This window comes from Acinetobacter sp. CIP 102529 (assembly GCF_000368325.1).
Lineage (GTDB): Bacteria > Pseudomonadota > Gammaproteobacteria > Pseudomonadales > Moraxellaceae > Acinetobacter > Acinetobacter parvus.
The window spans coordinates 412,964-428,027 of the sequence record NZ_KB849355.1; the positions used below are offsets into that span (position 1 = coordinate 412,964).

10 protein-coding genes, 5 pseudogenes and 1 other annotated feature are annotated in these 15,064 nt (G+C 38.9%); of the genes and pseudogenes, 6 read left to right on the forward strand and 9 right to left on the reverse strand.

All coding sequences use genetic code 11. From position 1 onward, the window contains the following. Positions 1–63 precede the first annotated feature (63 nt). Positions 64–189, reverse strand: a pseudogene (locus F972_RS15840) (IS4 family transposase); the annotation flags it as partial. Positions 190–710: 521 nt separating this feature from the next. Between F972_RS15840 and F972_RS15265 the strand changes: the two are divergent. Beyond that, positions 711–920: pseudogene (locus F972_RS15265) on the forward strand (transposase); the annotation flags it as partial. 3 nt (positions 921–923) lie between these two features. On the opposite strand, the pseudogene F972_RS07050 reads toward F972_RS15265, so the two are convergent. The 4 genes and pseudogenes from F972_RS07050 to F972_RS15845 form a co-directional block, all read right to left on the reverse strand. After that, a pseudogene (locus F972_RS07050) lies at positions 924–1,996 on the reverse strand (IS3 family transposase); the annotation flags it as partial. A gap of 54 nt (positions 1,997–2,050) precedes the next feature. Further along, positions 2,051–2,150: a sequence feature (AL1L pseudoknot), on the reverse strand. After that, positions 2,055–2,425 (reverse strand): annotated as a pseudogene (locus tag F972_RS07060) (transposase); the annotation flags it as partial. (Overlaps the previous feature by 96 nt.) Next, positions 2,394–2,915 carry a helix-turn-helix domain-containing protein gene (locus F972_RS15270; RefSeq protein ID WP_081399035.1) on the reverse strand — a complete coding sequence of 174 codons (522 nt, stop codon included), beginning with the start codon at positions 2,913–2,915 and terminating at the stop codon, positions 2,394–2,396. The pseudogene F972_RS07060 and the gene F972_RS15270, both read right to left, overlap by 32 nt. A gap of 447 nt (positions 2,916–3,362) precedes the next feature. Further along, a pseudogene (locus F972_RS15845) lies at positions 3,363–5,319 on the reverse strand (alkyl/aryl-sulfatase). Positions 5,320–5,415: 96 nt separating this feature from the next. On the opposite strand from F972_RS15845, the gene F972_RS15850 reads away from it, so the two are divergent. Continuing rightward, positions 5,416–6,506 (forward strand): IS4-like element ISAba33 family transposase gene (locus F972_RS15850; RefSeq protein WP_141629351.1). Its coding sequence is split into 2 segments (ribosomal slippage): positions 5,416–5,956 and positions 5,956–6,506, totalling 1,092 coding nucleotides; the frame shifts between segments, so codons are not numbered across the junction. 108 nt (positions 6,507–6,614) lie between these two features. Here F972_RS15850 and F972_RS07080 read toward each other — a convergent pair. The 4 genes from F972_RS07080 to F972_RS07095 all read right to left on the reverse strand — a co-directional run bounded on the left by F972_RS07080 (position 6,615) and on the right by F972_RS07095 (position 10,515). Then, complete coding sequence (locus F972_RS07080; RefSeq protein WP_010589574.1) at positions 6,615–6,866, reverse strand: polymorphic toxin type 46 domain-containing protein; 252 nt, start codon at positions 6,864–6,866, stop codon at positions 6,615–6,617. Positions 6,867–7,034: 168 nt separating this feature from the next. Further along, on the reverse strand, positions 7,035–8,276 hold the full coding sequence (locus tag F972_RS07085; protein ID WP_004682117.1) for a tetratricopeptide repeat protein: 1,242 nt from the start codon (positions 8,274–8,276) through the stop codon (positions 7,035–7,037). Between the two features lie 16 nt (positions 8,277–8,292). Next, positions 8,293–9,876 (reverse strand): CAP domain-containing protein, encoded by a 1,584-nt coding sequence (locus F972_RS07090; RefSeq protein WP_004769368.1) that lies wholly within the window; start codon positions 9,874–9,876, stop codon positions 8,293–8,295. Between the two features lie 30 nt (positions 9,877–9,906). Beyond that, entirely contained in the window at positions 9,907–10,515 is a 609-nt protein-coding gene (locus F972_RS07095; RefSeq protein WP_004769369.1) for a sortase family protein, read from the reverse strand. 839 nt (positions 10,516–11,354) lie between these two features. Here F972_RS07095 and F972_RS07100 point away from each other — a divergent pair. The 4 genes from F972_RS07100 (at position 11,355) to ssuD (ending at position 14,833) form a co-directional block, all read left to right on the forward strand. Further along, entirely contained in the window at positions 11,355–11,708 is a 354-nt protein-coding gene (locus F972_RS07100; RefSeq protein ID WP_004682121.1) for a hypothetical protein, read from the forward strand. 502 nt (positions 11,709–12,210) lie between these two features. Next, complete coding sequence (locus F972_RS07105) at positions 12,211–12,558, forward strand: hypothetical protein (protein WP_004682123.1); 348 nt, start codon at positions 12,211–12,213, stop codon at positions 12,556–12,558. Further along, on the forward strand, positions 12,542–13,396 hold the full coding sequence (locus F972_RS07110; RefSeq protein ID WP_004682125.1) for a hypothetical protein: 855 nt from the start codon (positions 12,542–12,544) through the stop codon (positions 13,394–13,396). Before F972_RS07105 ends, F972_RS07110 begins: the two co-directional genes overlap by 17 nt. Positions 13,397–13,624: 228 nt before the next feature. After that, complete coding sequence (gene ssuD, locus F972_RS07115) at positions 13,625–14,833, forward strand: FMNH2-dependent alkanesulfonate monooxygenase (protein ID WP_004769371.1); 1,209 nt, start codon at positions 13,625–13,627, stop codon at positions 14,831–14,833. Positions 14,834–15,064 lie beyond the last annotated feature (231 nt).

A 15,064-nucleotide genomic window follows, 5' to 3' on the forward strand; every position in this document is an offset into this window, starting at 1 on the left:
AAGTGGAACAGCTTTTTTTAATTTTGTTCAGCATTTATAAATTGTCTCTGTACACGACAAATTTCACAGAACCCTTATCCTATCAGGCTTCTGCTTTCTTAAAATTGCCAGAATTTCCTTAAGCTCTTCTTTTTTCCCAAAACCAATTAAACGCTGAATCGCCATTTGAACATAGTCTAGCCCAGTGAATACACTCTTGTTCAGTATCCCTTGTGCAATACTCTCTTTTACCATTTATCATAATTGATGTGGACCAACTATTTCCACGCTGTCTAGGTTTTGGTAATTTCATTGCTGCCACCCTTATTATAAAGTTATGTTAAAAATGACCGCAACGTTTTATTCAAAGCGTTCTGACCCATTTTTGACACAAATATATCTTTATTAGCAGAATTAAATGCAGCAAATAAAGCAAACGAAAGGCATAAAAAAAGACCTACAAGTCTTTGAAATGCTTGTAAGTCTTTGATTTATCTTGGTAGGTATATCCAGACTCGAACTGGAGACCTCTACGATGTCAACGTAATATTTTCACATTAAAATCAATAACTAATGAATAATTGGAGCTAAATTGGTGTTGTTTTTTTATGTAACAACATATTTTCATTTATACTTATCAATAACAAAACCAGTAAAACTTTTCTTTATCTCTTAATAGCTTTGTTGCACCAAGCTATTCTTTAAGGCTTCATCAGCAATATAATTTCCAAATGAAGAAGCCTGCATCCAAAATCTATCGCCCAACGAATTGGTCATCTTATAACCAAGCTTTAATCAAGCGAGAAAATATTTCAATTTGATTCGATCCCCAGACCCAATGGTATGCTCAGCCAAAAGCTAAACATGGAAGAAATCAAACCTATTCTGATACAGCAATTCAGTTCTGTTTGATGATCAAATCTATATTTCGACTTTCTTTACTCTATATATTTTGTAATATCCGCTTTGGCTTCTTCCCTTGTTTTGTAGTTGCGATGATGGACTAGTTCATTTTTGAGTATGCCCCAGAAACTCTCTATCGGTGCATTATCAAAGCAGTCGCCTTTTTTGCTCATTGAACCCTGAAAATCAAATTTCTCAAGTAAGTTTCGATATTCATTACTGCAATATTGGCTGCCTCTGTCTGAATGTACAATGAGACCTTTAGCAGGTTTCTGATTGCGAATAGCCATATTCAATGCATCACAAACAAGCTTGGCTGTCATGCGCTCATTTAAGCTATAGCCAACAACCTGTTTCGTGTAAAGATCTTTGACAGCTGCCAAGTACAACCAGCCCTCAGCCGTCCAAATGTAGGTAATGTCACTCGACCACGCAAGATTAGGCTTCGTCATTGAAAACTGTTGCTTGAGTAAATTGTCATAAATAGAACGGTTGTGATCACTGTTCGTGGTTCTTTTGAAACGCTTATGGCGCTTACAATACAACTGATTTGATTTTTTTATTTGGCGCACAGCATACATACTTATTTTGATACCTTGTGCTTGTAAATGCTTGGTTAATCGAACATAGCCATAGCTTTGTTTGGTTTCTTCATGGGCTATTTTGACCAAAATTGTCTGCTGATTTCGCTGAATTGATCTTTTACTCATGCCTCGCTTTAGCCAATCATAAAAGCGAGAAACGGATACACGAAGTAATCGAGCCATTAAAATAATCGGAAATAAGTGGCTTTGCGATTTCATATAGGCGTACCTCACTGACTTTCTTTTGCAAAGTACGCTGCTGCCTTTTTTAAAAATTCACGTTCCATTTCAGCTGTTTTGAGCTGTTGTTTAAGCTTCTTATTTTCTTCGAGTAAGGCGTTTAGATCGGGCGAATACTGTTTTGTGCCTGCTAAAGTTCCAGCCTTTGCTTTGTTATTCCAGTTCGAAAGGGTTTGCATCGAAATACCAAGTTGTCTAGCGGATTCCGATACATTACCTTGGTTCTCTTCAATGGCTTTTATGGCTTCAGCTTTAAATTCTGCGGTGTAAGTCTTCTGTTTCTTGCTCATGGTAAACTCCTAATGAGTATGTATAGCTTACCAAGTTAAACCCTCCTGTTTTTTAAGCACACATCACTTCAACACCATATCGATCTTTATTGTTATGGATAAAATCCACCATTATTTGTGTGGGCGGTCGAGCTCCGCCTGGGCGAAAAAAGCGGCTGCTTTGCGTAGAATTTCATTGGCACGTTTTAATTCTTTAATTTCACGTTCCATTTGCTTCATTTTTTCTTGGTCAGATATCTGTTGTACTTTGGCAGGATTTAGTTGATCCAGATGCTTTAAATACCAAACACGCAATGTTTCAGGAGTACAACCGATTTTAGGAGCAATAGCTGTGATTGCTGCCCAAGTAGAAGGATAATCTTTTTCAGATTCAATTAGTAATTGAACCGCTCTTTCTCTAATTTCGGGGGTATAGTTTGGTTTTGTCATCGGGATAGTCTCTCAGAATATTGACTCTCCGACAAACCCGGTACGGTTCACTGTGGCGTGTTCGTTTATAAACGATACCTGATGCTCTGAGGAATCGTCTTAGCGTTTCCTGACAAATTTCGATTTGATATTGTTCATATAATCGCTGTCTGATTTGTTCTGAGTTTAAAGTGTCGCTATCAATCCACGATAAAATCTGTGCCTGATGTACAGCTTGTAATATTCGTGGATGTCCAGAACGCTTACCCTCCCAAATCGCTTCTATTTTATGGTGTCGCCAGTTTCTGCGGTGAGTACGAATTGTTTCTTCCTTTACACCATGTAATACGGCAATTTCTTTCACTGTTTTACCTTGTGACAACCACAATATGGTTTGTGAGCGTTGCCTTTCTCGCCAATGCTTTGCATGTTTGGCTAAATGTTCTAGTTGATCCCGCTCGTCTTGTATCAACTTAATGATGCTGACTCTATAAAAATATAAGCTTGGCAAAACAAATATTGAGCTCTTAAACTATCGGATATTGATATGATCATCATGACCTATATATTTACTCAATATAATCATCAAATAGTGCAATCAAGTTAACCTAATATAAAAGCTTATTTTCAATAAAAAACACATCATAATACCCCCTTGCCTTTTAACCACAAAAATATTGAAGTTATTATTTAGAAGCAATTAATAGAAAAATAAACAAATCTTTTTTAAACAAGCTACTAATAAAAATATCTCCATCGAAAATAAAGTATAAAAATTCAAAAACCATTTAATAAAGTATCAATAGAGTTAAAATACATATAGCTTACTTTTAATTTTAAAGAGGAATACAAGAAATAATTTCTTGTATTCCTGTTATAAGATTGGGAGAACCAAGTTGATAATTTCACCCATTTCTTTGGATCTATTAATTTAAGTTTCGACTTTACTTATTTGAGCTTAGCCATTTGGTCGAGTCACAATCGGGAAAATTGAATCTGGACGTTTAAACATTGCAAAGAATTTTCCAATTTTCAGTGGATTACCTTTGACTTTACTGTCTTTAGAAAGCAGGACTTTTACCCCTTCTATTTGACCTGTAATCATTTTTAGATATAAGGGCTTGGTTAAGGTTAATGTAGGGCAATCCAATGCCAAATCTTTACTTTCATCATAACGCTTAAACTGCATGACTGAGTTTTCAACCCATAATGAAAAATGCTCTTTGGTATCCGACAAAACCAGATTGATACACTGGTTTTCATTTTTTAAATTTTCCACATCTAAATTTGTCGCCATAGCTTCAAGAAATCTTTCAGTTGGTGTATGAATCAATAAATCACTCGGATCAGAAGTATTTTGTAGGGGTACATTATTTTGTAGCTCTTGAGCGCCCACCAAAAAGAAATTACGCCAAGTTGAAGCCTCAGCAGCATAGCCCAATTGACGATAAGTATTCGCCAATAAGTCTTTTGCTTGTTGGTTTTGAGGGTTATTCAACACAATATGTTTTAAAATCTCGGCAGCCCATCTATAGTCAGCTTGAGCGTAGGCATCCCGCGCATTTTTCAATGCATTGTTCTCCCCACCTGCTAACTCAATATATTTTTTTGCAACAGCTTTAGGGGGTAATGGATCTAAATTGGAAGGATGGGCATCGAACCATCCCATATAATATTGGTATACTGCTTTTACATTATGTTTTAGGGTTCCATAATAGCCATGAGCATATAGTTTTTGATCAAGTGCCGCTGGAAGCTTAATTTTTTCGGCAATTTCAGCGCCATTAAAACCAGAGTTCATATATCTCACCGTCTGATCATGCGTGAACTTATAAACATCTCGCTGGGTTTTAATAAAATCTTGAATATTGTCATTGCCCCAGACAGGCCAATGATGCTGTGCAATCAATACATCGGATGCTTTGGCATGCTGCATTGCTTGGTCTAGATAGCCCACCCATTTTAAGGCATCACGGACTTTAGCACCCCGAAGGGTATAAAGATTATGCATGGTATGAGATAGAATTTCTGCGCCGTTATAAAGTTTCAATGATGGGATAGAGAACGTTAATTCTGCTGGTGCTTCTGAACCCGGCACGTTATAAAACACAAAATCCAAGCCATCAACCGTCATTTTCTGTTCTGGTTGAGTGATCAGTTGTGTAGGCTCAAGGATGCCCATTTTTTCCCACAGCAACAGCCTTACCTAAACCTGTATCCACCAATCCTTCCGCATTTTTAGGTAGAAAAGTTCCATACATATAAGTCGCACGACGTATCATGGCTGAACCTGCCATCACATTTTCACTGGTCGCTTCTTCCATAAAGCCTTTTGGCGCAATAATTGGAGTTTTTCTAGCGTTAATTTCTTCGCTAGAAAGAACGCCTAATGCACCACCAAAATGATCGATATGGCTATGGGTAAAGATAATGGCTGAAATTTTTTGCTCACCTAAATGCTGTCTAGCAAATTTAAGTGCTGCTTCAGCCGTTTCTTTAGAGGTTAATGTATCCACAATAATCCAGCCAGTATCACCCTGAATGATGGTCATATTTGCCAAATCAAAACCACGAATTTGCCAAACTCGATCTGTTACTTTAAATAGCCCAACATTGTTGTTTAATTTTGCTTGTCGCCATAGAGTGGGATTAACGGTATTTGGTGCTTGATCTTGTAAAAAACTAAATGCATCAAAATCCCAGATAACATTGCCTTTCTCACTTTTAATTTGACCTGTTGGCTTGGCAATAAAGCCCTTTTGAGCCTGATTAAACTCAGTCATATCCTCTAAGTTATACTTCGCCTTATATGTATTATTTGATTCAATGACCGCTTTTTCTACTACAGTATTTGCTGCAAAAACAGAAAATGGCAGAATAAGCATCAATGAAACTGTTAAAAACTTAATTTTCATCTTCTTTCCTTTTTTTAAATATCCACTTTGTACACGACAAAAAAATATAACTCATTGAAATAATGGCATAATACTTGTTTTCTGACGACGAATATGATGACACATTTCAATGAGTTACATCTCATCTTAAACAAATATCTAAAGTGGAACAAGTCACATGTAAAATGTTTTACACTGATTATGATTGCATTAATTGTAAAACAGACATGTAATCTTTCTTCTGCATCTAAAGCCTTACCCATCAAGTGCTTACCACAATCATTTTATCGACGTATACAACGCTTCTTTGCAGGTCAGTATTTTGATTATCGTCAAATTTCTCAGTTAATTTTCAATATATTTTCATTCGACAAAGTGCAACTGACTTTAGATAGAACCAATTGGAAATGGGGAAAACGAGATATCAATATCTTGATGTTAGCCATCGTCTATCGTGGAATAGCGATACCTATTGTTTGGACATTGCTCAATAAACGTGGAAATTCAGATACAAAAGAGCGTATTGCTTTGATTCAACGCTTTATCTCTATTTTTGGTAAAGACCGTATTGTGAATGTGTTCGCAGACAGAGAATTTATCGGCGAGAAATGGTTTACATGGTTAATTGAAAATGACATTAACTTTTGTATACGTGTTAAAAAAACTTCATTGTGACCAATCACTTAGCCAAGAATCATAAAATTAGTGATTTATTTCGTCATCTTCAAGTTGGTCAAACTGAATGTCGTAAACGACGTATTTGGGTTGGTCGAGTGAAACTGTATATTAGTGCGCTACGATTAGAAGATGGAGAACTTTTACTTGTTGTTTCTCCTATGTTTAATGCTTCTGCTATTCGTGATTATGCATTACGCTGGGAAATCGAAACCTTATTTAGTTGTCTCAAAGGACGTGGATTCAATCTTGAAAATAATCGTTTAACAGACCCTAGACGAGTCAAGAAATTGATAGCAGTACTAGCTATCGGTTTCTGTTGGTGCTATTTAACAGGTGAATGGCAACATGATCGAAAAAAAGCGATAAAAATAAAGAAGCATGGACGACTTTCAGTAAGTTTATTTCGATACGGTTTGGACTATGTTCAAATGGCTATTCTACGTTTGATTGGTTTTGGAAAAAAAGAAGAATTTAAGAAAGTGCTCGCAATTTTAAGGAAGAAAAAGCCTGATAGGACAAGGACCCTATGAAATTTGTCGTGTACAGAGTTTCAACACAATTAAATCTGGATATAAATCCATTAGATTCTCGCATTTTTCTAGTGCAATATAAAATAGTTCTAGCCGTTTATTCATTAATCACTTCACCTGTTTTAAATTTTCTTTGTTTGGAACAAAATACTGTGTACCACCACCTTTTGCTGGATAAGGTTTATTCGGATCAGTCCATGTATCAACAATTTCTTTAGCTTTTGATTTAAGCACCTCTGTTTCCTTTACTGGAGCAAAAGTAATTGGCACTCTTCCTGCTGGGTTAATTCCTAAATGGTTTGCTGGAGTACCAACTGGTGCAAAATAATTGCCAATTCTACCATCTTTAATATGTTGCACATATTTTTCATCTATTTTCAATATCGAATAAAAGCGTTAGTAAGTTCAACATCATTTTTAATTGGTTTAATATTCACTGATATTTCCTCATTCTTATAGTGTCCTCCAATTCCCAATACCTAGAAACAGGAGGATAGACATCAATATAGCTATTCTAATTTACGAGTATTATTTCAGCTTTGAATAAAACTTATTCTTACTATCATACTGATAAGGTACAATTTTATTTACTTTAACCATCTGACTATTGTCGTTCAAATCCGTTCCCTGATATTGAATCTGGAATGGATAAAATGGTTGTCCATTTTTGTTAACTTTGATTGCTGAAGAATAGCCGTACTCTGGTTGTTCTGAAACTTTTCCTTCTTCGAACATTTGTTCAACAATATAGTCGTCTTCATTTAACAGAAGAAGTGACCACACGCTTTCCCCATAACCATTGCCGTAATAACCATCAATGGTATAGCTTCCTAGTGTATTGTTTCCAAAAGCTTGTAAGTTCTTTTTAAATTCTTGAGCATTCCATGAGGTTCGACCATATCCCTCTATACTTTCAATTCCCCCTTGGGCTGTTTTTGAAATCATTTGGAATTGTCCATTGTCCAATTTTTTAAAGAGATATAATTCCAAAGTGCCTCGTGTAGCATGTGAAGTTTCTATCCTCCCTTCGATTGCTAAAGTCACTTCCACAGGGACTAAATAACGGGCTTCCCCCTGCATATTCTGGTAAGTAATAATAGGCGCGATACTGATTACAGCATCAGTGAGATCATCCAAGTCGCTAGGCTTATTAACATAGTAGTATTTGCCACTTCCCCAGTAATCATCTTTTCCTCTTTCTCTGGATGATGTCACTTTATAAAAACTTCGAGCAACGGTATCTGTACTTAGGTTAGGGAGTACAACTTGCTTAAAGTTCTTAGGTTCAAGCTTGGATGTATCATAGTATTTAATGGCTGTTGTAGCTGTTTGTACTGATGTCGTTTGAACAGCATTGAGCTGCTGTGCTTTATTAGCCTGCAATACATTGTATAACTTGACCGCTTCAGGTTGTCCCTGCCGTGCAGCACTTTGCAACAAGGTAACGCCCTTTTTTGCATCCTGTGGTACACCATCCCCATTAAGATACATGACTGCTAATGCGTACTGTGAAGGAGCAAAACCATTCACTGCTGCCTTGGAAAACCATTCAGCCGCTTTTTTATGATCTACAGGTACACCTTTCTTTCCTAAGTAGTAAAGCATTCCCATATTATGGTGACTTTGATTATTATCTCCTTTGGTCACGACTTGTGACAGTACATAGTTCAGTCCTGCCGACAGGTTCACTTTCTTGGTTTCAGCAGATACTGTTGAACTGGTCATTACCATACTGTTAGCGACAGCAAGATGGAGTATTAATTTTTTCATCTGATTCTTATCCTTATTAATCATTCACATTAAACCAGTAGGAATATTCTTTAGGCTGACCATTCACCAAGACATTGCTGAGTTTGACGTCGTAGATCACATTCAGTTTCAAATCGTCAAAGCTAAACTGGATATGGTTAGGAACTCCGATATTTTCATAGCGGATATTACTGATTTTCTGTTTAACTCCACTACTTCGTTCAGTGACGACAACAGTAGCTTTGGCATAATCCACATTTCGATTGGCAAAGAAATTCTTTTGATCGGTTAAAACTGAAATCGAGAGAATTGAACCCGCCATATAATATTTGGCTGGATAGTTGTGGTAGGGATAGGCAATCACACCGAGTGGTGCAGTGGTTGGATTGTCGAAGGGATAAACCACTTTGTAGGACGTACCGACCACATAAGGGAATCGGGTATCTTTAAATGATGGCGCATTAACTGAACCATACGCCGATTTTTGTAAGAAAGGATTCAGCATCCAGAGGCGATGCCCCACATCTCCTGCAAACAGATTTAATTTGTCATGCACCATATTGGTAATGCTTTCGGCAGGTGAATAGTCATATTTATTCTGTCTTACCCCCATTTCCAAACTACTGGTCCTTGCACCTACCGCACCAATATCTGAATAGCAGTTTGTGTTTGATTCTGGGTAATGGGTCAAGATGTTGTTTGCAGCAAGAATCAGCGCCGTCTGCATCATCTCATCTTCATGGGCATAGTCGTATGTAATACTTGGCAGCCCATGCAAGGCACGAACCGTATTGATTTCATTTAAAAATTCATTTCTAAAATTTGCACTGAGCTTGCCTGCATAACAGTTGTTGATATCGGGTGCCTCGCTCATGGATGAAGCTTTAAATACATCAAAACTGATGGTCAGGCTCTCTGCTGCCAGTGTTTTGGTATCACCCTCCTGGGTGAGTTTAAGGGTACATGCCCCCGCACCAATCCCCTTGAGTTCTCCCAGACTATACGTACAGGTTGATGAAGAAAGGCTACTGATCGTGACAGGAAGTTTGGCACTTGATTCAGCATCCAGTGAATACACACTCTCCGTCAGGATATATTTGATTTTTAGTGGGGTAATGGTTTGCTTGAGCTTATTCACGCACACATTATTTTCTAGATATTGATCGGCAGCACAAGTCACATTGACGGTCATGCTGCTATTCAATGCTAGAACTTTTGCCGTGCCTGCCTGTGTCAATCCCAGAGTACATTGTCCAACCTTTAGAGCTTTGAGTTCACTGCCATTTACACTACAGATGTTGGGAGTGTTACTGCTAAAAGTCACTGCCAGCCCTTGATCTGTCTGAAGCGATAATGGATAGCTTTGACCTTGGATCAAGTTACTCAATGGGAATGCCTGAATATTCTGCACTGCCTTGTTTTTACATACCCCCTCTTCCAGATATTGGCTTTCAGCACAGGTCACGGGCTTAGGATTGGTATTGTCACTATTAGAATTTTCCGTTCCACCGCCATTGGATGAACTTGAATCTCCACCCGAACTACCGCCACCACATCCGAGCATTACAGTACTGATTGCCATCATCAGAACAGATGGCATAAACGATCTTGAAATCATCATGATTGACTGCCTTAAATTTTTATATTGTTGTTATTGATAATGATCCGCTGATAGTAGCTGACGGATTTCACTGGCCATTTGTGGACTACGCCAAGGAAATAGGACTTTTAGGCTGTAATTCGGTTTGAATGGATCTCGTGTGCCGATATTGACTTGAAACTCTAGTTTCATCGGTGTGCGATGAACCTGTTGATTGACATGCGTTCCCATCATTGGATTGCTGATCACAGTGGTCGTGGTTCTAAAGTGATCTTCGACTAAGTTGTAGTGTCCGACGGAGGTGATGTAATCAAAGGGATATTTCACGAGACGTTGATCAGGCTGATCAAACAGGATAATGGTTTTATCTTGGCTATTAATCCAAACACCACGGTTTTGGTAGTTAAAAGTTTCTCCTTGACGCTTGAGTTGTTCAGTCATCCCGTCAAAGTAGGTATTTCCATATTCATAAAGGTAGTAAAGGATCACAAACCAGAACAGGTCAAAGCCAAAGAAGATGTAACCGAAAGCACCAAAAGAGAAGATTTTGGCAACGATGAGAAAGATCACGATGGGTAAGATCACACATTTTATAAAGAGCTTAGATTTTTGTGGGCGGTGTTCAATGGGTATGATTTTGGGTTTGCTTAATTCAGTCATGGTTGTTTCCCACATGTTCAATGCAATACACAATCACCAGCAGATATAAAAAGGTTTATTTTTTATAGGCGTGACTTAGCCATCCACCGTTGGATTGTTCTTGTAAAAATGTTGTTTGAATACAGACGAATAATAAAAATTAGCCGTATCGCCTTCGTTGCAAAGCACAACAAGGTTGAACATGGGGTGAGGCACAAATTAGAAAAAATTGGTACAGCATGAGAAGCTCCTTGTGTTAAGAAGTTCTACCAATTACTGTCAAATAATGGTGGCAGAACGAAAGAGGGTTGACAGACTGGAACACAAGAATCCAGCACGTCCGAAGACGTCCCCCTCCCGTTCCACCGCAGAGGGGCACGAGGGGATAAACACTAAAAGACAAGTCCTTTAATGCTCTTGTGTTGGACGGTCTGTCAAAACCGACTGGCAATGTAGGCCAGCGAGCCCATATTAATTTTATCCAGCGCTTTAGTCAATTTTACAAAGCACTAAAATCTATACATTTAGATTCGCCAAATGTAATCGCATTAAGTCTTTGATTTTTCCCATAAGGTCAAATTACTCCGATCGATCGGCTCATTTTGCTTTGATGGATGAGGCTAAAATGGACTGTTGTTCTCTATTAAAATAAAACAATAAAATAAAGAATTAAATCAGGCGCAGCTCAGCTGTTAAATTTGAAGCATTGAGATGAATCAATGCCTAATGAGCTGTTAATGAGAAGAATGAAATTTACAAAGGCTGATTTAAAGAGAGCAAACTGAAGTTCCCTCTTCTTCAGTAATATCCTATTAAATGCGATAGAATAAATAATCAGCAAAGCTCAGCGGGTCGATTGAATGAACTCAGCCAGTACAACAATGGTTTTAGCAGAAGCCGTCTTGAAAACCGCGAATTTACTTGGTCTTGGTAATACTCAACTGGCTACTGTGATGGGTCTCGATCTCATGTCGATGAACCAAATCGAATTCTCAGCTGTATTAGAACCCGCATCCCCACAAGGTGAATATGGATTATTACTGATTCGCCTTTATCAAAGCTTATCTACGTTAACGGGCGGTGATTCTGAATGGATTGATTATTTTATGAATGCATTCAATACCGCAACCGATGGTATCCCGATTCAGCAAATTCAGAACAGAAAAGGCTTAGAGAAAGTCTTAACGGTAGTTGAAGCCCTGAACAATCGATGATTTATTTAACTCATTCTTTTAGCGAATCAACCTCGATTTGATGGATTAGAAATTCTGATCATCATTTTCATCACTTCCGTTAAAAACACAGCAAAGATTAAAATTTGTGCTCAACACATCGCCATAAACATGATTCACAATCAAATTCCCAGCCGTCAAAAATTTAAAATATCTCCAGCAGAATCAATCAATTAATTAATGTTAAGATATGTAAAAAGATCCAATAACAGCGTTGACAGCTCAAGCGATACCCAGTTAAGCTAACTCTACACAGCAAAATCTGTGTTCAGGCGTAGGAAACCTGATATTATCTAGGTGCAAATAAATGTCGCACTTGCGGCTATTTTTTTGTCTACTGTTTAGCAGTCGTTATGGCAGTTTGACAGGACAACCGTAAGGTTGGCTGAGCCTAGATTCAGTATTTCCTACTCCTGTTAAGCTGCCACCATCATCGTAGGAAAATGATGGCGGTAAGTAATTAAACTTATCTAGGATTACTGCTATGAACGCAATTCTTCATGGTGCAAACACTTGCACACCTAAACAACAAGCCTCGCAACTGATTGTTGAACTTGGCAAAACTATTTCAAATCCTCAGCGTCAAACACTCGCCAATCTTTATATTGCTGTTGACACTGCAAACTCCCTGCTCAACGAGCTTGAACAAGCCCATCAAATTATTCGTCAATGCATGCATGAAATGACTGATGAACAAATTCTTGAAGTTGCAAAGCTCAATCAAAATAACAATTTATCGTCGCTCTGGGCATTTCGTACACATCAACGTCACAAGATGATTGAACGTGCACAACGTGTGCTACGTGGAGCGAATCATGTCCAAGGCCAATAAGAATAATAACCTCCTGATTTCTGGAGACTATCCTCTCATTGCTTCGCCAACGCTTGCAAAAGCGTTTGGCGTGGCTGCCGCCAATTTTTTACAGAAGCTGCATTACTTTTTAGAAAATAACGAAGGAAAAACCTTTAATGGAAAAAAATATTGGTTCCATAGTTATGAACAGTGGCAAAGCACGCTTGGCGTGTATAGCATCTCAACAATCAAACGAATTGTTGCAAAGTTAAAGCGAGCTGGGATTCTTGTGATTGAAAAGTTAGCACAAAATAAATGGCTACAAACCAATTTCTATACGATTAACTATAAGAAACTCAAACAATTCATCAAAGTCGACAGTCAACAAGATCATCAGGCTAAAGTGAAATCACCCATTTTTGCTCCAGTCGCTGCACCCAGCTTGCAGAAGCCAGCACCAGCACATACTATTCAACCGAGTGCACTAATTAATTCGATTCAACAGGCATTTCAAAATATCAAGGTTAGATCAAATAAATTTGAACCAACATTAAAAGTGGCAAAGGAATCCCTTATAAGCCCCGACTTTGTCACGCGTGAATCTTATTCAATAGTTGGATTAAGCCAACCACTCCACCCTGCGGCATCCAAGGAAATATTAAAAAATATGGATATGGACTACCGCTGCTTTTATCAAGCACTGCGGCAACAACGGGTAGATATTGATTATGATGATCAGCGTATTCAACAACTGTTAAAGTATCAGAAGCGAATTCTTCAACATATTGTATATATCAAACAAAATTTTGCAGGACATGAGCGTTATCAATGGCATACGCTGGAACAATTACAGATGGAAAACTATTTTAAGAAATAGGTCAAATTGCGCTAATACCAATTCAGTTGATCCGTCCATAGAAAGTATATAGACAGATCAACTAATTTAATTAAAGACTGAAGAAGGAATAATACATTCCATTGAGTTTGCTTGTGAGCAGTCATCATCTTTGGTTTATTAATGAGGATATTAGAAGTAGGACTTACGCAAAGACGACCGAAGGCGAGTTATCTTAATCAATTTTTGAGCTTACAAGCAGGGGTTACGATGAAAATTTTTTGGTTTATACCGACACATGGCGACAGTCGTTATTTAGGCACGAGTAAAGGGGCAAGAACCGTTGACCATACCTATATGAAGCAAATTGCAGTGGCAGCCGATAACCTTGGCTATGAGGGCGTGTTGATTCCGACAGGTCGCTCATGTGAAGACCCTTGGTTGGTCGCCGCTAGTCTCATTGATGCGACCACTCGCTTAAAGTTTTTGGTGGCATTACGCCCTGGGGTGACGACACCCGCGCTTGCTGCTCGCATGACAGGCACCTTTGATCGATTATCAAATGGTCGATTGCTGCTTAATCTGGTCACAGGCGGCGATGAACAAGAGCTTAAAGGCGATGGCATCTTTGAAGACCACGCGACGCGTTATCAGACAGCCAGTGAATACACCACGATTTGGCGAGAGATTTTGACTCGCTCGCACACAGGCGAATCCTTTACTTTTAACGGTGAACGCTTGCAAGTAGAAGATGCTAAATTGCTGTACCCCCCTCTACAACAGCCATATCCGCCCTTGTGGTTTGGCGGTTCATCTGAGGCGGCGCAAACACTGGCTGCCGAACAAGTTGACAGTTATTTGACGTGGGCTGAGCCGCCTGCCGCCGTCAAAGAGAAGATTGAGCAGCTTAAAACCAAAGCCGCTGCCAAAGGTCGTACATTAAGCTATGGTATTCGTCTGCACGTGATTGTGCGTGAAACCAATGAAGCCGCTTGGCAAGCCGCTGATGAATTATTGAGTCATGTGAATGACGACACCATTGCCGCTGCCCAAGCCAAATTTGCCCAAATGGACTCGGTGGGACAACAACGTATGGCAGCCTTGCATGGCGGTCGCCGTGATAACTTAGAAATTTCGCCCAACTTATGGGCAGGGATTGGACTGGTACGTGGTGGCGCAGGCACCGCACTGCTGGGCGACCCACAAACTGTTGCCGCGCGTATTCAAGAGTATGCCGATTTGGGCATTGATAACTTTATTTTTTCAGGCTATCCACACTTAGAAGAGGCGTATCGGTTTGCTGAATTGGTTTTCCCATTATTACCGATAGACACCCAAAACACCTTGGTCAAGCCAAATTTGACAGGACCGTTTGGTGAGATTGTCGCTAATAACTATGCACCACCGCAACAAACCCGTGACACTGCAACCCCAAAAACACCTACCACTGCTGCACCTAAACACGCCATCGCCTCTTAAATTCATCTTAAAGACATATTAAAGGCGTCTTCAATGCTTGTGATAAAACGTGCTAATTAAAGCACGTTTTTCGCTTCGTCTATACCTATCATTAGACACCTATCATCCGACAGGGTGTGTGGAATCCACCCTAGCCATGATAAACATCTTTTAACTGATAAACCTTTTAACTGATAGACTTTGTTTTAAAAAGTGGTAGCCAGTTATACGGTGAGATTAGACCAGCAAGCT